Source organism: Polyangium sp. 6x1 (genome assembly GCF_029946515.1).
Classification (GTDB): domain Bacteria; phylum Myxococcota_A; class Polyangia; order Polyangiales; family Polyangiaceae; genus Polyangium.
On sequence record NZ_JARZHH010000085.1, the window covers coordinates 12,640 to 32,956 of the forward strand.

The following is a 20,317-nucleotide window of genomic DNA, read 5'->3' on the forward strand; positions in this document are numbered from 1 at the left end:
GGCCACCGATTCAGGAGAACAGAATATGTTATCGCTTCATGCGCTGCGCGTAGCGTTTTCCCATGGGGATGCGACGTCTCTGCTCGAGGACGTCGAGCTTCACCTCGGCCCGGGATGGACCGGGATCGTGGGCGAGAACGGCACGGGCAAGACCACGCTGCTCCGCCTCCTCGCCGGTGTTTTGCGGCCCGAGCGCGGACATGTGCGGCGTGATCCGGCCGAGGCTCGCGTGGTGCTCTGCCCGCAGACCGTCGATTCGCTCTCCGATTCGATCGCGCGGTTCGCCGAGGATCTCGACGGGGAGGCCGCTGTGCTCCGGGGCAGGCTCGATCTCGTGGCCGAGGACCTCGAGCGCTGGCCCACGCTCTCGCCCGGCGAGCGCAAGCGCTGGCAGATTGGCGCGGCGCTCTTCGAGGCGCCGGAGATCCTCATGCTCGACGAGCCCGCGAACCACCTCGACGCCGAGGCGCGGCGGCTCCTCGTCGGGGCGCTGCGCCGCTTCGACGGCGTCGGGCTTCTGGTCTCGCACGATCGGGCCTTGCTCGACGCGCTCACCACGACGACGCTCCGGATTCATCAATGCCGCGTGCACCTCTACCGCGGCCGTTATGCCGATGCGCGGTCCGCGTGGGAGGCCGAGTCGGCGCACGCGCGGGACGAGCGCGAGGCGGCCAAGAACGAGGAGAAGCGCGCCGCGCGCAGGCTCGATCAGGCGCGGCGCGAGCACGCGATGGTCGACGCCTCGCGCAGCATGAAGAACCAGATGAAAAACAAAAATGATCACGACGGCCGGGGCATGCTCCGGAAGATCGCGATCGAATCCGCGGAGAAGCGCGCCGGGCGATCCGTGGGCGTGGCGCGGGCCGAGCTCGCGCGGGCGAGCGCCGAGCTTTCGCGGCACCACGTCGAGAAGGAGCTCGGCGGCGAGATTTACGTCGGCTGGGAGCGACCGACGCAGCCCTGGCCTTTCGTCCTCGATCTGCCCGTCCTTCGCGCGGGCGAGACGGAGCTCGTTCGGGACGTGCGCCTCTCCGTCCCGCGCGACGGCCGCATTCGTATCGAGGGACGAAATGGCGCGGGCAAGAGCACGCTGCTCGGCGCGCTCGCGGCCGCTTCGCGTATCCCGAAAGAGCAGCTCCTCTACCTGCCGCAGGATCTCCCGGTGGAGGCGCGGCGGGCGCTGCTCGCGGAGGTCCGCGCCCTCGATCCCGAGGCGCGCGGACGCACGCTCTCGCTCGTGGCCACGCTGGGCACGGATCCCGAGCGGATCCTGGCCTCGGCCGAGCCTTCGCCGGGCGAGGCGCGCAAGCTCGCCATTGCGCTCGGGCTCGGCCGCAGGGCCTCGGCGCTTTTGCTCGACGAGCCCGAGAACCACCTCGACCTGCCCTCGCTGGAGCGCCTCGAGCGCGCGCTGGAAGGGTATCCGGGGGCGATCGTGATGGTCAGCCACGACGCCTCGTTCGCGCGCCGGGCGACGCGCACGGTCTGGCGTATCGAGCAGGGCCGCGTCCGCGAGCTCGACGCGGCTCAGGGCACGGCGATCTCCACCGGCGTGCGCTGAATGGGCTCGCGATCTCCCAGCGCGAACACGCTCCCCCAGCAGTAAATCTCTCCCTCCCGCGTGAGGCCGCAGTCGCGCGCGATCTGCACGACCCCGGAAGCGGGCAGCCCCTCGATCCGCCGGAACGTCGCGACCTCGCCTTTTTTCGTCGCCGTGCGGTCGAAGCAAAACACCTCGCCTCGCTCGGTGCGCACGCAATCGGTGTCGACCTCCGCCACCTCGGTCAGGACGACCTTCGGTCCCTGGGCCGCGCCCATGCAGACGAGGCGCGCGCCCTCGTCGACGGCGCAACGCGCGGCGTACAGCACGGCGCGGAACTTTCCGGGGACCCGCGTCTTTTCGCCGAGGGAGTCGTCCGGAAAGACGGCCGTCCCGTCGGCGAGGATGGCCCTGCGAAAGAGGGTGAGGTACGTGGCGTTCGCCAGCTCGTCCTTCGGGTCGAACCATTCCACGCGGAGGGGCTTCGGCCTTCCCTCGTAATGGAACATCCCCGCGCCGCCGCCCCGCTTGGCGACCGCGATGCCGACCCCGTTGTTGACGTTCACGGTGACGTCCTTGACCGCCGCGCCGCTGGTGTCGACGAGCAAGGCGAAGTCGTCCTTCATCGTCCCCAGGAAAAACGAACGGTTCCGGCAGTACCATTGCCCCGACTTCGCGCCGCGCACACAGAGCGGCATGCCACCTTCGATCGCATCGACGGCTGGCTCGGGCAGCACGAGATCCTGTCGGGGCACGTGCACCATGTTGGCGATCGCGCCCCAGCAGGAGACGCGGGTCGTGCCGAAGCGCGCGCAGACGACGCCGTCCTCGGCGCCGATCTCGCTCGCGCCCGTGATGCCGGGGACCATCGCGGCGCGTTCGAGCTCGCGCGACACGCCGTCGCCGAGCATGCCGCCGTTATGCGCGCCGAAGCAGCGCACGCGATGATCCTTCCCGAGCGCGCAGACGTTTCCCGGACGCACGGCCACCCCGAGCGACGCATCGACCGTCGGGAGCACGTCGTACGTCTTTTCAAATTCCCCGCAGGGCCGCTCGAAGGAGCAGGAGCAGCGCGACACGCCGTCCTCGCGGCTCACGCACAGGTTGTACCCAGCGGACGCGAAGAGCCGCGTCACCCGCTTGCCCTCGGCGAGCGCCTGGAGTTTTCGATCGACGAGGGAATCGTCGCAGAAGATAGTCCCGTCGGGCCGCCGCGCGCATACCTGGCGCCCGAGCTTCTTGACGCGGGCGACGAGCGCTTCTTCCACGGGCCCTTTCAGGGGCATGAGCGTCACGCCGTAGCCGGGGACGGGCTTGCCGAAGCGCGTCGTTTCGGCCCTGTCGAGGTTCCAGCAATAAAAGCCGCCGTCCACGCCCATGCCGCATTCCTGATCGGAGAGGGCACGCATGGGCGGGGCCTGCACCCGTAGAAAGGCCGCGTCCGTGGAGTCCATGCCGAGCGAGCAAAACACCTCGCCCTTGTCGGACAGCAAGCAATCGTGGCTGCCGGCGACGATCCGCGCGGTCCCGGGGGTCGTCATGCCGAGCGAGTACTGCGCGATGTCCTCGGGCTTGGGCTGCGCGACCCGGAAGCCCTGCACCACGCGGAAGGGTTTCGTCGCGTCATCGCGCACCACCCGGAACAGCGTGCCGGCCGCGTCCCAGCCGACGAGCACGCCGCCGGTGAGGATGGTGAAGCCTTTCAGGTTGGAGAGACCTTCGATGCGCACGGGGCGGTCGTGCCCGTGTCGGGCCATCTCGCCGGGGAGGGCCATGCCGCCCCAGCAATAAAGGGAGCCCTGCTCGGTGCGGGCGCAAAACCCGCCCTGCCCGCCGCGGACCTCGACGAACGTGTGATCCTCGGGGGGCGGCGCGGCCGGTGCGGACGAGGCCGCGGGGGCCGGGATGGCGAGCGTCGTCGGAGGCGCGGGCGCGAGGTCACGCGCCGTGGGCGGCGGCGGCTGCGCGGCGGTCGTGCAGCCAAGGAGGAGGAGGGCGGAAGCGGGGGCGAGCGCGCAGCGCATGGCGGTCACTCTACCGCAGGGGCCCGTGACCGAGGAAGGATCCGGAGGGCGCGGGGATCAGGCGGGCAGCGCGGCGGAGGCGGGGGCGATGGGCGGGGAGGCGCCGTTCGTGGGCTCCTTCGTTTTCGAGGACGTGGACGACTTCTCGCGAAAGAAGAACGCCTCCGCCGCTTGCGGGCTCGCCTTGTAATGGTCGCGGAGCCGGCCGAACGCGCTCACGAGTTGCTCCCGCACGGCGCGACGCGCCTCGCGCTCCTCCGCGAAACGTATCTCGACCTCGGCCACGACCATGTTCACGGTCTGCAAGGCCGCACGATGTTGCGCCTCCGCGAGATCGAGGCCGGCGAGGGCCTCGTCCATGTCGCCCTTCCCTGCGAAGGGCGCGAGCCGGATCCGGAGGGGCGGCAGCACCTCGAGCTGCGCCGGGCCGTCGGGCTTGATCACCGGGGTGATGCCCGCCGGGAAGATCGTGCGTTGCGCCGCGAGCGAGGGGTCTTTGCGGTCGATCTTCTTCGCGGCGGCGTCGATCTCGCGGATCGCGTTTTCGAGGAGGCCTTCGGTGCGGGCGAGGCAGGCCGATGCGGCGGTGGCCGCGTCCTCGGCGTCCTCGCGGGCGCGCAGCGCGTCGCGCAAGCTCGCGTAAAGGATGCTCGCCTCGGCGTGCAGCGTGTCGTGCAAGGGGCTCACGCCCTTGGTCGCGGATGCATGAAACCGGATATGGCGGCGGTGAACGGAGCTTCCATCGATCTCACGAGGGCAACGCATGGCTTCTCTCCTCCCCTACCCCCGCGAGCGGGAGCGGGGTCGTCTCGGGTTCGCGCGTTAGACGTTCGGAGCGGATCAATCGTGCGACAGCGGACGCAGAGGAGCATGAAAACGTCGGAAGCCCACGGGGAAACGGTGCAACGGGCGCTTCCCGGCGGGGAAACGAGCCGCGAACCGTGGCGGGGTGCATTTCCTGGCGGAGAAACGGGCCGCGGCGTGGAGGCGCAAAGCGTTTCCCGGCGGGGAAACGGCGCTGGATTCGGCAGCGAGGGGGGATGCGAGGAAGGGAAACGCTTGCGGAAGCGTGGACGGGTGTGTTTCCCGGCGGGGAAACGAGGAGGGAGGCGGAGGCGCGTGGCGTTGAGTCGCCGGGAAAGGGGCCGCGTGGTGGCGGCGGGGAGCGTTGAGAGAAAGGGAAATCGGTTGGGAAGCGGATCCGCGACGGTTGCGAGGGAGTGAAGGCGGTTTCGAAGGGGAGCTCGGGCCGGAGGCGAGGGCGGAGGGGAGCCGCAAACGCATCAGTCCGGTAGCAATGCCAGCAGGTCGTGGATGCCGGCGAGGATCGTCCGGGGGCTGAGCGTCCCGGCGACCCGCTCTCCGAGGCCGTCACGGTCGCTGTCGACGCCGAGAATGGTTGGCTCCACTTCCGGATCATTTTCGACGCCGAGGTAACGTTCGACCAAGGAATCGCCGAGGTCGTAGACGACCAGGTTCCCATTCGAAGCCCCAACCGCGAGGAGGCCATCGTCCGGTGACACGCTCAGGCAAGAAAGGGTCGCCCCGGGCACCTCGAAGGGCAGCAGCCCGAGCGCTCGCCCGCTGCGAATCGAATGGAACATCACGCCGCCCTTGCCGACGCTCGCGACCCAGCGCTGGCTCCGGGCCATCGTCAGCAGCGGTTTGTCGCCATAGGGATGTCCCAAGATCTCCGTGCCCCATACATGCACGTCGGAATCGAGGTTCCACTTGTAGATGCGCGGCCGGATCGGATCGTCATCACGGTTGAGCATGGATTGCACGACCACGGCGCATCGCTCGGAGGAGAGCATGAGGCCCTCCCCGAAGGCCGTGTCCCTGTCGCCATGAATCCGCGCGATCTCCGCGCCCGTCCGCGTGTCGAAGCCCACGAGATCCCACTCGAAGAAGCACCACAGCTCCTGGCCGTCACGCGCCAGCGACAAGCTACAATCAGGCTCGAAGGAGTGAATGTCGCGGAGGAGCGACTTCGGGGCCTCACCAGGGAGCCACGACCACACGACGGTGCCATCGTCGCCGAAGCCCGCCCAGTACACCCCGCCGGCCGGAGACACGCAAAGCGCCCGGGGACGGAGCATCTGGTGCGCACGCGCGAGCTCGCTGCCGCTTTCGAGCTCGTACACACGCGCGACCCCGTCGTCGAACGTGGCAGCCAGCCGGTCCCCGGTCGGGAACAGGCGAGCCTTGTTGACGCCTTTCGCGATCTCGAGCCTTGATATCGTTCGCGCGGCTTCGACGTCCCACACGCACACGGTGGGGTCGTTCGAGGCCACCGAGACGAGCCGGGACCCGTCTCGGGAAAAGTCTGCGGCGAGGATACTCGTAAAATGGCCGCTGAGCTTCGTGCCCGGCCTGTGAAGGTGCTTCGTCATCGAAATCATGAGGAGTGGGGACGCACCCGTCCCGCGCGTCAAGCCCAAACCGCGGATCCGGCCCCGTCCCTCGCGCCGCCTCCTCAGGCGCTCGCGACCTCCTTCGGCGCGGCGGATGCCGCTCGAGCGCCGACCCTCCAGCAGGCAGCGGTATCGCCCTGGCCGCTAGGCTAGAATCCGCCCCATGCCCGGCGGCCTGATCCACCACGACGACGGCCCCCCCATCGCCCGCTGCACCCGCTGCGGCGCCGTAGCCGCCGGCCCCTGCGCCCGCTGCCAAGCCCCCGTCTGCGGCGACTGCTGCGTCCTCACCGAAGGAGGCACCCGCGTCTGGGCCATCTGTCTCGCCTGCGAAGACCGCGGCGGTCGCTCCCTGCGCCGCAGATGGATCACCGTCCTCGGCTGGATCGGGCTGCCCATCGTCGGTCTCGCCGTGCTCGTCGCCTTGCTGGAGTGGCTCGCGAGGCGGTAGGGAGGCGCCGCGCCGGGGTTTCACCCCGCTCGCTCGTCGTCTTGACGCCGCCCGTGACACGGGCGACGGTCCCTCCATGACCGAGAGCGACTCGCTCGGCGCCGTGGTCGGAACCATGCGGCATCGGACGCGTTATCTTCTCTTCGGCGCGCTCATCCTCCTCGCCGTCTTCGCGGTGCTCGTCGCGTGGAACTGGCTCCGGCGCGGCGACCGCACCGCGATGCTGATGTCAATCCTCATCGGCGGCGCGGCGATCCCCGCGTTCGCCATGTACCTGAAGACGCCGAGGCGCGTCGTCGTGCGGGAGCGTGGCATCGTCATCGAGCCTTACGTGGGCGAAACGCGGCGCATGTCGTGGAGCGACATCGCGATCGCACGCTTCTGCGAGCCTACCGGCGGACAGCGTTCGAGGACGCTCTTGGTTCGCGGCCAGGCGCCGCCTTCCATCCTCTTCGGGGACGTTGTTTACGACGATTTCCGCGTGCTCGTCGACGCGCTTCACGAGAACCTCGGCGACCGCTTCGAAGAGGGTGGCGCACCGCGTTGACGCGCGAACCGCGACGGAAGCGGCGACAAGTCGAGATCGACGAGTCTCTCGCTCGCGCGGAGGATGATCCCGACTCACGGGCGCTCGAGGAGCGTGAGCTTTTTCTCCCCCTCCCACAACCACTATAGCTTTCGTGCCGATATCGGTGTATACACGCCCCGTCTATCGAGTGCGCACATCGACTTGCTGATGCCCACTCGCCAGGACCCCATCGTTCCTTTTTCTGACGACCACCACGGTCGTTTCTCCTGAGGTGTGCACATGAATAAGCTCGGTCTTTTTGGTGCTGCTGCGATCGCGACGGCTCTCTGCTTCCCCTCGGACGCGCAGGCCGATCCCGTGCTCAACGCGTCCATCTCCGCCCACGCGGTGGCCCTCATCGGCTCGAACACGGGCAACGGCGGCGCCTTCGTCACCAAGGCGGTGAAGGACGCTCTCGCCTGGTCGAGCAGCCAGTGGCTGTACTGCTTCGACTCCTCGACCCTGAGCGCCGCGCAGTGGTACGCAGACATCACCGCGGGCAACAACTTCGTCGAGATCACGAACATCGCGGACGTCGAGGCGGGTCACATCATCGCGATCAACGCCACCGGGTCGTACTCCGGCCATGCCGCTGTGATCGTCGGCGATCCGATCGACATCACGCCGCCGAACGCGTTCTACACGCCGTACCGCACGGCGCAGAAGCAGTGGGCGCTGCCGATCGTCGACTCGACAGGCAGCGAGCACGGCCAGAACGTGTCGTACCCCGATAGCCGCCGCAACGGCGCCGTCTTCACGCCGAACATCGGCGGCTCGGCCTACCTGCGGATTTACTCGGACGAGGCGACGGGCGAAATCCTGTCCTACGGCTGGAGCGTGACTTCGACCACCGAAGCGAACGTCTACGATCAAAGCGAGCGGCCGTTCGCCATCGGCGAGCTCGACATCACCGCCTGCCTCTGATCACGAGCCGCCGCGCCGGGGTTTCACCCCGAACCCGACCAGGGGTTGTCCACCCCTGGACCCGGACCAGGGCCAGCCCTGGACCTTTTGTGGAAGAACTGCGCGATGCGCAGTTCTTCCAACAGGAGCCCGTCTGGAAGGTCCGCGCACGTGCGAGCGTTCGACGCGACCATGCCTCCGCGCTGGACACGAAGACAAACGCTACTCGGCACCCTCGCCACGCTGGCGGCCGCGTGCGCCCCGTCCCGCACCGCCGTCCCACCGGTCACCCCAAGCCGCGCAGAACGCGTCCTCGCCGAGATCGAGGCAAGCGTCGGCGGGCGCGTGGGCGTCTTCGCCCTCGACACCGGCACCGGCCGGCAGCTCGCCCACCGACCCGACGAGCGCTTCGCGATGTGCTCGACGTTCAAGTGGGCGCTCGCCGCGGCCGTGCTCGCGCGCGTCGATCGCGGGCAACTATCACTCGAAGAGCGCGTGCCCTATGGCCCGACCGATCTGATCGAGCACGCTCCCATCACGAGCGAGCATGTCGCCGAGGGATCCATGACCGTCGACGCCCTCGCGCAAGCCGCCGTCACGGTCAGCGACAACACGGCAGCCAACCTGCTGCTCGCGAAGGTAGGCGGTCCCGCGGGCTTCACGCAATTCGTCCGTCAGCAGGGCGACGCGGTGACGCGCCTCGACCGCAACGAGTTGTCCCTCAACAACAACGAGCCCGGCGACCCCCGCGACACCACGTCGCCACGCGCGATGGTGGGCCTGATGCGTCAGGTCCTCTGCGCGGACGCCCTTTCGCCTGTCAGCCGCGAGCGTTTGCTGGGCTGGCTACGCGCGTGCGAGACGGGCAAGGACCGCCTCCGCGCCGGCCTGCCCCGGGATTGGACCACCGGCGACAAGACGGGGACGGGCCTGCGCTGCGCCGTCAACGACGTGGCCATCACCTGGCCGCCCGGTCGCGCCCCCATCCTCATCGCCTCGTACATGAGCGACGGAGAAGCGGGGCTCGCCCGCCTGAAAGCGGCCCATGCGGACGTCGGCAGGCTGATCGCGCAGGAGCTCTGAATCCACCCGGGAGATGTTCGGCGCGTCGGCCGATCGAAACGAGCCCGCGAACCGGTCAGGTGAATCCGTTGTCGTAGCGAGGCCCTTCGAGGAAGCGGGCCGCCGGCGGGTTCGTCCATCGCGCGACGCGCGCGGCGTGCTCCTCGGCCGTGAGGGGCGTGAGCGAAGGGAGTGGCAGGAGGGGCGAGCCGACGTGGAGCCGCACCGAAGGCCTGCGCGCGATGAGCCGCTGGCCCGCTTCGGGGAGCCAGACGGTCGCGGGCTCGACGACGCGGACCTCGACGAGGTTCGGGAAGAGCTCGGTGGATTCCAGCGCCGCCCAGGCCGCGGGGTCCTTGTCGTCGCTCATGCAGATGGAGACGTAGGGCACCGGCCGGTCGATGGCGCAGAGGAGCGCGGGCGTCGCTTGGAGCTGGCGCACGGGCGGGAGCAGCGCGACAGGGCCGGAGAAGATCACGCTCTCGACGGTGGACCAGGCGGGGTGGCCGACGAGGGGGTCGCCGGGCACGGCGTTCCACTCCACTTCGACCGGAAGGCCTTGGTGGAAGGTGCGCACGCGGCGGAAGGGGTGGTGCACACGCGGGTCGGCGAGGAGCTGCTCGTGACGCTTGAGCTTTCGGTGGGTGAGATTCTCGGCGCAATCGAGGGGGATGAACTCGCCGCGAGGGTCGCCGAGGGCGGTCAGCTCTTTCGCGCAGGCGAGGCGAACATCGAGGTCCGTCGGATGGGCCCACAGGCGCGCCAGGATGGCGTCGAGAGAACCGGCGTTCGCGCTGGGCGGGGGCGGCTTCGGAGCGGCGGGGGGCGCCCGGTCCGTCACGCTGGAGGGCCAGCCGCAGAGCGCGTCGGGGTCGCCGACGTCGAGCTTCCGGTCGTCTTCGTCGAAGTCGAGGCCGTCGCAGGGGTCGAAGAGCGACTCGGCGCGTGTGGCGAGGCGAGCACCGTAGCCCTTTGCGGCGAACGCGTCGAACCAGTTGATGCAAGCGATGAGCTCGGCTCGGGTGGACTCGAAGCGGTGGGTGTTGAAGACGAGCACGCCGGGATTGTGGGGGGCGCAGGCCTTCTCGACGGCGGCGAGGAACGAGTGCAGCGCGGCGTCGAGCTCCGGCGTGATGTGGGGCTTCAGTGCTTCGAGCCGTTCGTGGGCGCGGGCGACGGCCGGGGATGCGGGGCGGCGGAGGAGCGAGTAGGTGCTGCCGTCGTGGTTCGAGCGCACGGAGGCGAAGTCCGTGGCGTCGAAGAAGAGAAACCAAGCGGGCGGGAGGAGGCCCTTGGTGCTGAAGAGCCCGGTGCCGCCCGAGGCCGGGTCGAAGACTTCGGAGCCGTAGCACTCGAGAAACGCGGTGACGCCCATCGCCACCCCCCCTAACAGGGAGGCCTGAATCTGTAAATCTCCGACCTTCGGTCCCGTTCGATGAACTGCGCATCGCGCAGTTCATCGACCTTCGGTCCAGCGCGGGCGCTGGTCCAGGTCCAGGAGCGGACAGCTCCTGGTGGGGCCTGGGGCAACGCCCCAGCGAGACGCCCTCGAAAGAGAAAAAAGGACCCCTGTCGATTCTGCGTAACCTTTCGCGACCCCTGATCGTGCCTGCCCTGAGAGGTGCGATCATGGCGACGAACACGGCGGCACGGGTGGTGGTCATTGGGGGCGGGCTCGCGGGGCTCGCGGCGGCGGCGTATGCGGCGCGGGCTGGCGGGCGGGTGACTGTGCTGGAGAAGGCGACGGAGCTTGGGGGGCGCGCGGCGACCCACGAGAAGAAGGGGTTTTCGCTGAACATCGGGCCGCATGCGCTCTATCGAGGCGGCGAGGCTGAGCACGTGCTCACCGAGCTCGGGGTGGAGACGAAGGGTGGGCCGCCGCCGACGGGCGGGGGCGCGTATGCGATCGATGGGGAGATCCTTCGGGCTCTGCCGATGGGGCCCGTGTCGCTGTTGACGTCGTCGCTCCTGCCGTTCGTCGGGAAGATCGAGGTCGCGCGCTTGCTTGCGGGCCTCGGTTCGCTGGATGTCGCGACGGTCGCGGGGATGAGCTTCGAGGCGTTCCTCCGGAAGAAGGTGCGCACGCCCGAGGCGCGGGACGTGGTTCGGGCGCTCATCCGGCTCTCGACGTATACGTCGGATCTGGAGCGGCTCGCTGCGGATGCGGCCATTTCGCAGTTCCAGCTCGGGACGACCCGCGGGGTGATCTACCTGCACGAGGGCTGGCAGACGATGGTGAAAGGGCTCGCCGGCGTCGCGCGGGCCGCGGGGGCGGAGATCGTCGCGAGTGCGAAGGTGGTTTCCGTCGTCCGGGAGGACGGGCGTGTGAAGGCGGTCCGGCTCGCGGACGGGGCGGAGATTCCCGCGGATGTGGTGATCATAGCGGCGAGCCCTTCGCTTGCGGCGTCGCTGCTCCCCGACGTTCCGGCCCTTTCGGACTGGGCTGCGGCGGCCATCCCGGTCACGGCTGCGTGCCTCGACGTCGCGCTCTCGCGCTTGCCGCAGCCGCGGAACACGTTTGCGCTCGGGATCGATCGGCCGCTGTATTTCTCGGTGCACTCGGCGGCCGCGCGGCTCGCGCCCGAGGGCGGCGCCGTGATCCACGTGGCGCGGTACGGCGCGCTCGAAGATCCGCGGGCCGCGGAGCGCGAGCTCGAAGAGGTGCTCGAACGCCTGCAACCCGGCGCGAAGCACCTCGTGGTCGAGCGGCGGTTCTTGCCTTCGATCACGGTGGCGCACGACTTCCCGCAGGCTTCACGCGGCGGCGCGCGCGGCAGGCCCGGGCCCATGGTGCCCGGCGCGCCCGGGGTGTTCGTCGCCGGCGACTGGGTGGGGCCCGCAGGCATGCTCGCAGACGCGAGCCTCGCGAGCGGGCGGGCGGCGGCGCAGGCCGCGACGCGGCGGGAGGCGAAAGTGCTTGGCGAGGTGGGGCGAAAGGTCTTGGATGCGAGGGCGTGAACGTGATGGCAGCGGCGGACGCGGACGGGCTCGCGCGGGAGCATCGGCGATATCTGTGGGGTCTCTGCTATCGGCTGACCGGGTCGGCAGCAGACGCAGACGATCTCGTGCAGGAGACGCTCTTGCGCGCGATCGAGCGTCCCCCCGTCCGCACCGATGAACCCGTGCGGCCATGGCTCACGCGCGTGGCGGTCAACCTCGGAATCGACCGGCTGCGCGCGCGGCGGCGTCGCGCATACGACGGGCCCTGGCTGCCGTCGCCCGTCGAGACGGAGGGCGATTTCGAGCAGGAGATCGCAATCGAGCCAGTCGAGACCGAGGGGCGTTACGATCTCCTGGAAAGCGTGTCGATGGCGTTCCTCGTGGCGCTGGAAGCACTGACGCCGCGGCAGCGGGCGATCGTGCTGCTCTGCGACGTGTTCGACTGGTCGGTCAAAGAGGCAGCCGACGCGCTCGAGATGACAGAGCCAGCCGTGAAGACGATGCACCACCGGGCACGGCGCGCACTCTCAGCCTACGAGGCGAGCCGAACACGCCGCACACCCGAGCACGTGGAAAAGACGCGCGACGCACTCGGGCGGTTCCTCCTGGCACTCGCGGCCACGGACGGAAAAGCGCTGGAATCGCTCCTCGACGCCGAAGTCCGGCACCTGAGCGACGGCGGCGGCGAATTCTTCGCAGCACGCTTGCCCATCCTCGGACGAGATCGCGTCAGCCGCTTGATGATGGGGCTCGCAAAGCGAAGCACCGGAACGGCCGAACGATTCGCATTTCGGATGGTGAACGGAATGCCCGCCGTGGTGCTGGAGCACGCGCCCGGCCGGAAGATCGCGCCGCGAACGGTGGTGCAATGCGACATCGGCGAGGATGGGGCAATCCGCGCGATCTACTGGGTGCTCGCGACGAAGAAGCTTTCGGCCGTGGGGCCCATTTGAGCATGGGGGCGCCTCGCTGGGGCGTTGCCCCAGGCCCCACCAGGGGTTATCCACCCCTGGACCCGGACCAGCGCAAGCGCTGGACTCGTGGTCGATGAACTGCGCTCCGCGCAGTTCATCGAACAGCCAGGGTCAAGACCACGAGCGATCCTGCCAGCCGAGACGGCAGCGCCGACGGCTCAACCGGCACGGCGGTTCCACCGGCCTGTGGGAAGAACTGCGCGGAGCGCAGTTCTTCCCCAAATGGTCCAGGGCTGGCCCTGGTTCGGGTCGAGGGGCGAATAGCCCCCGCGGGGTTCGGGGCAGCGCCCCGGCGCGGCGCTTCAGAATGCTGCCCCGTTCGCGCGCGTGCCTGGCGAGCTCGAGGCGGCGACGAGGGTTGTGTGGAGGACGAAGCTCGCGTTTTCGGCGGCGTCGGGGTTGCGGTTCATGGAGACGCCGTCGACGGCGGCGAGGGAGGCGGGGTAGCTGAAGGAGTCTTTGGTGGTGCTTGCGGCGTCGCGTAGGTAGACGGCGTCGCCGCCGTTTGCGAGGCCCAGGTTGCTTGTGGAGCTTCCGAGGGCGTTGGGGGTGCCTGCGGGGATGCCGGCGGCTGTGCCGAAGATGACGAGGCTTTTGCCGGGGGCGAGGGTTGTGCCGGCGGCGAAGGTGTGCCGGATGGAGGTGCTGTCGGAGAGGGTCCAGCCGTCGAGGGTGGCGGGGGAGCCGCCGATGTTGACGAGCTCGATGAATTCGCCGACGACGCTGCTGCCGGGCTCGTTTGCGCAGATTTCGTTGATCACGACTTGGGCGGGCTTGGCGGCGGCCCAGGTGTAGCGGCTCAGGATGGGGAAATGGTCGCTCGTCGTGGAGGCGTAGCTCGGGATGAACTCGGAGACGCGGTAGGCTTCGACGGAGCCGGGGATCAGGGCGAGGGCGAGCTCGTTTGTGAGGAGGTGGTGGTCGATGGTTGCGCCGCCGCTCGATGTCGAGGAGATGTTTGCGTCGGTGAGGGCTTTGGTTGCGAAATGGTAGTCGGCTGTGTCGGCGAGGTAGTTTGCGTAGGGCGTGGCGTTGCCTGAGATGGACTTGTCGAGGTCGTCGTTGAAATCGCCGATGACGAAGACCTTTTGCGTCGGGTAGGTCGTGTCGAGGTAGGATTTCAGTGCGGCGGAGGCGTCGACGCGGCGCAGGTAGCTCGCGGAGTCGGCGAGGGCTTTCATGTGGAGGACGATGACGACCACGTTTTCCGTCGTGCCGTTCAGCGTGACCGACAGCTTTACTTCGAGCGGGGGCCGCCCGGCGAATTCGTAGTCGTAGGCTGTCAGGATGACGCGCGCGCTCTGCACCGTCGCGACCGAGGTCTTGTAGAGCAAGCCGAGCTTCTGCTCGGATGTGGTGTAATACGACGCGCCGTTCGTCACGATGGGGTCGTTCGACAGGATCCCCGCGTAGCCGACGAGCTGCGATTTGAGCGTGTTCCACTGCGAGACGCTCACGATTTCCTCGACGCCCCAGAGATCCAGGTCTGCGCCGCTGATCACGTCGTATGCGTTTTGCCGCTGCAGCGTGTCGTTCGAAGGGCCGCGGCTCGTGTCGCCGAACCACTCCAGGTTCCAGGCGGCGACGTCGAGCGTCGTCGCTGTCCCCTTCGCCGGGACGGTGTATGCGAACGTCGCCGTGTCGACGGATGCTTCTTCCTCCAGGTCGGGCGCGACGCATGCGGGCGCCCCGATGATCACGAGCGACGAAACGAGAATGACGAGCGATGAAGGTGCGCTCGTCCTGGATCCAGACCTCGATCGACCGTGCGCGTGTTCCATGCTTTCCATGGTACGCGAGGAGCTGGAACCTGGGCGAGGAAGTTCCGATCAGGGGCGCGCCATCGGGTACGAGCCGAGCACCTTCAGGTAACCGGCGCGCGCTTCGAGCTCGGCGAGGGCGCGGCGGAGGGCGACGTCCTCTGCGTGGCCCTCGACGTCGACGAAAAAGAGGTAATCCCAGAGACCTCGCCGTGAGGGGCGTGATTCGAGCTTCGTCATGCTGACTCCGTGCCGCGAGAAGGGGCGGAGCAGCGCCACCATCACGCCTGGGCGGTTCGGCGCCGACATCACGAGCGAGGTTTTGTCGTGGCCCGAGGGCGCGGCGCTCTTTTCGCCGATCACCAGGAAGCGCGTGGTGTTCGTTGGGTCGTCCTCGACTCCCTCGGCGAGGATGTCGAGCGCGTGGATCGCGGCTGCGCGCTTGCTCGCGAGGGCGGCGGTCCCCGTCTCCCGCGCGGCCAGGCGCGCCGCCTCGGCGTTGCTGGAGACTGCGACGCGCTCGGCTGCTGGGAGGGCATTTTTCAAGAATCGCTGGCATTGCGCGAGGGATTGCGCGTGCCCGTAGACACGGAAAATCCCTTCGAGCTTCCCGCCGCGCCGAAGCAGGTGTTGCCGGATCGGGAGCGCGACCTCGCCGGAGATGCGGAGCGGCCAGGCGACGAGGCGGTCGAGGGTATGGGCGATCGCGCCTTCGAGGGAGTTTTCCACGGGCACGACGCCGAAGGGCGCCGCGCGCGCCTCCACCACGTCGAAGACGTCGTCGATCGAGGTGCAGAAGACGGGCCGGGTGGCCTCGCCGAAATGGCGCGAGGCCGCCTCCTCGCTGAACGTGCCCGAGGGACCGAGGCAAGCGACCGAGATCCCCTTCACGGTGCCTCGGGCCTCGATCAAGCGGCGTGGGGCTCGGTCGCGGAGGACGCCGCGCCCGGGCCGAATTCGCGGACGATTCCTTCGTAGGCGAGCCGCACGCTCTCCACGTACCGCGCGAACCGCGGCAAGGCCTGTAGCTCCAGGGCTTGCGGGCCGTCGCAGAGCGCCTCGTCGGGCCGCGGGTGGAAATCGACGAGCACCATGGAAGCGCCCGCGATGATCCCCTGCCCCACCACGTGAAAGATGTCCGGCAGGCCGTCGGGCGCGTTGTCGAGGCGGCCCACGGCGTGCGAGGGATCGATGCACACGGGCAGGCGCGTCTGGCGGCGGAGGACGGGCACGTGCGAGAAGTCCACCAGGTTGCGGTGGGGATCGCCGAGGTGCGTCTTCACGCCGCGCAGGCAAAACACGATGTTCGGGTTGCCCTCGCTCGCCACGTATTCGCAGGCATTGAGCGACTCTTCGAGCGAGATGCCCATGCCGCGCTTGAAGAGCACCGGGAAGCGGCGCTGCTGGCCCACTTGCTTCAGGAGCTCGAAGTTCTGCGTGTTGCGCGTGCCGATCTGGAGCATGACGCCGGTCGGCTCGCCCGCGGCCGCGAGCGCCGTGTTGATCTCCTCGATGTGGCGCGCGTCGGTGACCTCCATGGCGATCACCTTGATGCCGTGCTTGCCCGCGAGCTCGAAGACCCACGGCAGGCATGCTCTTCCGAGGCCCTGAAAATCGTAGGGGCTCGTGCGCGGCTTGTACGCGCCCATGCGGGTCGTGCGGATGCCCGCTTGCTCGAGCGCGGCCATCATCTGGGCGACGTGCTCGCGCGTGTCGACGGCGCAGAGGCCGGCGAAGACGTGGACGTGCTTCTCGTCGAAGGGGACGCCGTTGTACTCGAACCCGTGCGTCTCGGCGTCCGGGTGGTGCCGGCCGATGAGCCGGTATTTCCGCGAGACGCGGACGACCTTGCGCACGCCGGGCAAACTTTCGAAGGGCTCCGTCGGTACGGCGCGCGTCGAGCCGATGAGGTGCACCTCGGTGATGGAGATGGATTCGCCCTTGAAGACGAATTTCTGGACCGAGACCCCCGGATACCGCGCCGCGAGGCGGACGACCGCCTCGGCGCGCGATTCGGGCGCGTCGGGCTCGAGCGTGACAATCATGAGAAGTTCCCCCTACAGTGCGTGTCCTCTTGGATGCCGCACAAGGCGCGGCCGGATCGCGAAAAAGATCAGTCCGTCTCTTCGATGGGCGCCTCGTGCTGCAAGCGCCTGGAGAATCGGAGAATGGCGTCGAAGATCTCGTGCACCGAGGCCGGATCGAGCTCGTGCTCGGCCGCCCAGCGCCGCCGCGCTTCGAAGAGCTCCGCCTCGCGCTCGGGATCCCGCACGGGACGGCCGAGCTTCGCCTTCTCGCGCGCCGCGCGCCGCGCGAGCTGCGCCCTGCGCCCGAGGAGCTCCACGATTTCGCGATCGAGATCGTCGATGAGATCCCGCGTCTCGCGCAAGGCCTGCGAGCCCGCCTTGGAGGGCAAGAGGACGAGCGCGGACGACGGCGGCGGCGCCATCCCGTCCGAGCCAGAAAGGTTCTGATCGGCGGCGAGCAGCGCGTCGACGAGCCTCCGGCGGGCCTCGGCGGCATAGGGGTTTTCCCGGTGGAGCGCGGCATAGAGGTGCCCCGCGTCCGAGCGCGCGGCCTCCACGGTCCGCGCGAGCGCTTGAAACGAGGGCGGCGCGTACGGGATGTCGAGGGGCACGGCCGCGTCGAGCATTCCCTTGGCGACGAAGAACGCGAGCGCGTGCGTCCAGGCCATGTTTCGGTCGTGCGTGGCCTCGTCCTCCAGGACGACGGTGCAGCCGATGCGCTCGTAGAGCTTGACGACGCGATCGACGGCCGCCGGGTGCGTGGCATTGGGACAGACCACGGCGACGAGGGGGCGCTCGCCTCGCGAGAGGCTGATCGGGCCGAACAGAGGATGCGTGGCGACCCATGGGATCTCGGCGCCGAAGCATTCGTTCATGGCGGCCGAGGGGCCGAGCTTGACGCTGCCCACGTCGACGACGATCTGCGAGGGCGAGAGGAGCGGCCGCATCGCCGCGAACGCGCGGCGCATCACGGTGACGGGGACGGCGACGACCACGACATCGCGACCCTGGACGAGGTCCGGGAGCGACTCCGCGCGCATTTCGTCCGGCACGGGGGAGCGGAGATCGAAGGCCCGCACGTCGACGTCCGCGTCCCGGAGGAGCGAGGCCATCGCCGCGCCGAAGCGGCCGTATCCGAGCAATGCGACGTTCGTCATGACGCCTGTACGGGGGCTTCGCCCCCACGAAGCATAGCGGATGAACAGCCGCGTGGGCGAGCAGTCCTCGAAGAGAAAATCGATCCGTCACGGACGCGTCCGCCGCGTCGTTTCCCGATAGCATCGATGATGGAAAGGATGCCGCTCAGGGGGCGCGGGGCGGCTCGGACTTCGTCACGACGAAGGCCCGGAGCGCGGCGATCGCGTCGTCGCGCCGGGGCTCGATCCAGTACATCCGGAACGGCGCGGCCGAGTCGATGCGCCGCGCGAGGATGCCCGCAAAGCGATCACAGGCGCGGAGGGGCATCTTCGTGTTCGAGGCCGCGGCGCCGGGATCCCGCGGATCGACCTGCTCGTGCTCGCGATCGAATTCGCCGTCGCCGTCGCGGCCCCACGTGGCTTCTCCGTAAGCGTCGAGCTCGATGGCGCCGATCGCCGTTCGATCCTCCAGCGCCGCGAGGACGAGCTCACGCATGCCGGGAATCGGGAGCAAATCGGGATCGAGCAGGTCGTCGCGCTCGCCGCGACGAAAGCGGAGGGCCCAGGGTGAGGTTTTGGCCCCGAACATCGCGCGGCCGGAGGCGACGATCGAGGGGCGCGTGGGCCGGAGGGCCAGGGGCGCGAGGAGCGTGGAGAGCGTGGCTCCGCGGAGGGGGACGGTCGCGGGATCGATTTCGCGGATCCATGATGCGTACTCGTCGAATGCCTTTTCGTCGCCCGAGGCGCCACGCGCCACGAAGAGCACGGAGAGGCATGGGCGCAGCTCGTCCGCGGCGTCGGCGTCCTTGTCGTCGTTCGCGCCCTTGCGCAAGGTCTCTGCGATCTCGCGGAGCGGGCGCGCGGCGCCCTTGGGATCCCAGAGCGCGAGGAGCACGCCCATTTCGCACGAGGCACGCAGGTTTCCGTGCGCTTTCCCTGCGGCGAGCTGCTTCATGCGTCGCGCGAGGAGCTCGGTCACCGAGGGGTTTTTCCGGGACGAGAGGCCCGCGAAATGAGGCTTGGGAGGCCCGTCCACGCGCACGAAGAGCGCGAGGAAGTCCGAGGCGTCGGAACGCCGGAGCGGCGCGTCCGTGGGCCCGACAATCCGCATGGCCGCCCTCCCCCAGCGCGCGGGCCCCGCGGTCTCGTCCGCGAGCTCGCGATACCAGCGTTCGTCCGCGGGGATCGATTGGAACTTTTCCGCGGCCTGCTTGAATCGTTCGGCCTTCTGGGGCCTGGTCTCGTCCGGGGGCGCGGGCGCGAGCGGGAGATCCGCGGCGAGTGTGTCGAGGGCGATCTCCGCGACGTCGCGGACCGTGAACAAGACGATGCCGTGCGCCTCGTACCATATCGATCGCGTGTATCGTTCGTCGGTCGAGAGCGCCTCCGCGAGCGGCAGGACCGCCGCTTCGCCTTCCGCGAGCAGCGCCCGCAAGATCGGGTCGGCGAGGACCTGTCCCTGCGATCCAGGCCGCCCGAAAACGGGCTCGCGCACTTCGCCGAGCGCCGCGACGAGCGCCGCCACGCGCGCCGCCGGCTCCGCGGGCAAGGGCTCGGGCAAACCCTTTGGGGCCTTTCGCGCGGCCCGCATTTCCTGGTCCGCGAGCAAGAGGCCCGGCGGCGCGGCGAGGCTTTCCACGGTGGGCTCGCGCGACGCGAGCACGGGCGCGCGCGCGGAGAGCGCGGGAGCCAGCCGCGCGAGTCCGCGCAGGCTCGCGAGCGCGAGCGAATCGTCTCCCCGTACGTGGGCCCAGAGCCCGCGATCCCGCAGCACCTCCAGAAAATGCCCGGCGAGGCGCTCGAAAATGTCGCGCTCGCGCCCGGAGACTTCGGGGGTGTCGTCGGGCCCCCCGCCCGCGATCCAGGTCTGCCAGAGCGAGCGCGCGAGCGCATCCTCGCCGAGCTGCACGAGGATCGCGGCGTGCATCGGCAAGATCTGTTCGAGCTTGTGGGAATGGATCTCCGGCCGGGGCCCGCGCGTCCGGGAGCAAGGCATTTCCGGGAGATGGGCGGCCAGCTTTTCACAGATATGCTTGTCGCTGGCCCGGAGCGATTGGACGTCGGCGCGGAGGTCCGCCGCGCGGCCGACGGAGACGAGCGGATACACGAGGCCATTCCAGAGGACCCCGAACCGCGGCCCGCCCTCGGGCCCCGGGAGCACGAACCCCTTCGTCGCGACGGTCTCGCCGGGCCCTTCCGGCTGCGTCGTGAGCGTGATGGCGACCTCGTGATAGGGCAATCCACGCGGATCGGCGATCCCAAGTCGAAAAAGCATCTCCGCGGCGTGGACGAGGCCCTCGGGCAAACCCGGGCGCGGGCCGGGATCGGTCGGCTTTCCCTGGGCGGGCGGCGCAGGCAGGACGGTGTCCGCGAAGGGCCACGGCGGCGGCGGCGCGTCCTCGGTGGCCTCGTGCGGCGTCTCGACGGGCCGCGGCGCAGGGACGCTCGCGGGGCCACAGGCAGCGAGCGCCAGGAGGGCCAGGCGGAACACGCGGCGACGCATCACGGAACGAATGTA

The 20,317-nt window shown here is 69.3% G+C and carries 16 protein-coding genes; 7 read left to right on the forward strand and 9 right to left on the reverse strand.

Annotation, left to right across the window (positions count from 1 at the left end):
* Positions 1-25 precede the first annotated feature (25 nt).
* Positions 26-1,561, forward strand: coding sequence for an ATP-binding cassette domain-containing protein (locus QHF85_RS43505; protein ID WP_281333385.1), 1,536 nt, complete (start codon positions 26-28; stop codon positions 1,559-1,561).
* On the opposite strand, the gene QHF85_RS43510 is transcribed toward QHF85_RS43505, so the two are convergent.
* The 3 genes from QHF85_RS43510 to QHF85_RS43520 all read right to left on the reverse strand — a co-directional run bounded on the left by QHF85_RS43510 (position 1,528) and on the right by QHF85_RS43520 (position 5,957).
* Entirely contained in the window at positions 1,528-3,564 is a 2,037-nt protein-coding gene (locus QHF85_RS43510; protein ID WP_281333386.1) for a hypothetical protein, read from the reverse strand. The genes QHF85_RS43505 and QHF85_RS43510 overlap by 34 nt on opposite strands.
* A 57-nt stretch (positions 3,565-3,621) precedes the next feature.
* Positions 3,622-4,329 (reverse strand): hypothetical protein, encoded by a 708-nt coding sequence (locus tag QHF85_RS43515; RefSeq protein ID WP_281333387.1) that lies wholly within the window; start codon positions 4,327-4,329, stop codon positions 3,622-3,624.
* 518 nt (positions 4,330-4,847) lie between these two features.
* Positions 4,848-5,957, reverse strand: coding sequence for a WD40 repeat domain-containing protein (locus QHF85_RS43520; RefSeq protein WP_281333388.1), 1,110 nt, complete (start codon positions 5,955-5,957; stop codon positions 4,848-4,850).
* Positions 5,958-6,141: 184 nt separating this feature from the next.
* Here QHF85_RS43520 and QHF85_RS43525 point away from each other — a divergent pair, with 184 nt between their 5' ends.
* From QHF85_RS43525 to bla, 4 genes are all read left to right on the forward strand, one after another.
* Positions 6,142-6,429 (forward strand): hypothetical protein, encoded by a 288-nt coding sequence (locus QHF85_RS43525; RefSeq protein WP_281333389.1) that lies wholly within the window; start codon positions 6,142-6,144, stop codon positions 6,427-6,429.
* A 76-nt stretch (positions 6,430-6,505) separates the two neighbouring features.
* Positions 6,506-6,976, forward strand: a complete 471-nt coding sequence (locus QHF85_RS43530; protein WP_281333390.1) for a hypothetical protein — start codon at positions 6,506-6,508, stop codon at positions 6,974-6,976.
* Between the two features lie 261 nt (positions 6,977-7,237).
* Positions 7,238-7,921: a hypothetical protein gene (locus tag QHF85_RS43535; protein WP_281333391.1), complete on the forward strand. Its 684-nt coding sequence runs from the start codon at positions 7,238-7,240 to the stop codon at positions 7,919-7,921.
* A gap of 150 nt (positions 7,922-8,071) precedes the next feature.
* Positions 8,072-8,983, forward strand: coding sequence for a class A beta-lactamase (bla, locus tag QHF85_RS43540; protein WP_281333392.1), 912 nt, complete (start codon positions 8,072-8,074; stop codon positions 8,981-8,983).
* A gap of 55 nt (positions 8,984-9,038) precedes the next feature.
* Here bla and QHF85_RS43545 read toward each other — a convergent pair whose 3' ends face one another.
* Positions 9,039-10,337 carry a hypothetical protein gene (locus tag QHF85_RS43545; protein WP_281333393.1) on the reverse strand — a complete coding sequence of 433 codons (1,299 nt, stop codon included), beginning with the start codon at positions 10,335-10,337 and terminating at the stop codon, positions 9,039-9,041.
* Between the two features lie 254 nt (positions 10,338-10,591).
* Between QHF85_RS43545 and QHF85_RS43550 the strand changes: the two genes are divergently transcribed.
* Positions 10,592-11,920, forward strand: coding sequence for an FAD-dependent oxidoreductase (locus QHF85_RS43550; RefSeq protein WP_281333394.1), 1,329 nt, complete (start codon positions 10,592-10,594; stop codon positions 11,918-11,920).
* A 5-nt stretch (positions 11,921-11,925) separates the two neighbouring features.
* The gene (locus QHF85_RS43555) at positions 11,926-12,855 is read left to right on the forward strand and encodes a sigma-70 family RNA polymerase sigma factor (RefSeq protein ID WP_281333412.1); all 930 of its coding nucleotides are present in this window, start codon (positions 11,926-11,928) and stop codon (positions 12,853-12,855) included.
* Between the two features lie 323 nt (positions 12,856-13,178).
* On the opposite strand, the gene QHF85_RS43560 is transcribed toward QHF85_RS43555, so the two are convergent.
* From QHF85_RS43560 to QHF85_RS43580, 5 genes are all read right to left on the reverse strand, one after another.
* A complete protein-coding gene (locus QHF85_RS43560; RefSeq protein WP_281333395.1) occupies positions 13,179-14,657 on the reverse strand; it encodes a lamin tail domain-containing protein in 1,479 nt (492 codons plus the stop codon).
* Between the two features lie 48 nt (positions 14,658-14,705).
* Positions 14,706-15,527 (reverse strand): prephenate dehydratase, encoded by an 822-nt coding sequence (pheA, locus tag QHF85_RS43565; protein ID WP_281333396.1) that lies wholly within the window; start codon positions 15,525-15,527, stop codon positions 14,706-14,708.
* A gap of 17 nt (positions 15,528-15,544) precedes the next feature.
* Entirely contained in the window at positions 15,545-16,681 is a 1,137-nt protein-coding gene (locus tag QHF85_RS43570; RefSeq protein ID WP_281333397.1) for a hypothetical protein, read from the reverse strand.
* Positions 16,682-16,749: 68 nt separating this feature from the next.
* Positions 16,750-17,820, reverse strand: coding sequence for a prephenate dehydrogenase/arogenate dehydrogenase family protein (locus QHF85_RS43575; RefSeq protein ID WP_281333398.1), 1,071 nt, complete (start codon positions 17,818-17,820; stop codon positions 16,750-16,752).
* A 145-nt stretch (positions 17,821-17,965) separates the two neighbouring features.
* Positions 17,966-20,305: a hypothetical protein gene (locus QHF85_RS43580; RefSeq protein WP_281333399.1), complete on the reverse strand. Its 2,340-nt coding sequence runs from the start codon at positions 20,303-20,305 to the stop codon at positions 17,966-17,968.
* Between the last annotated feature and the right edge of the window lie 12 nt (positions 20,306-20,317).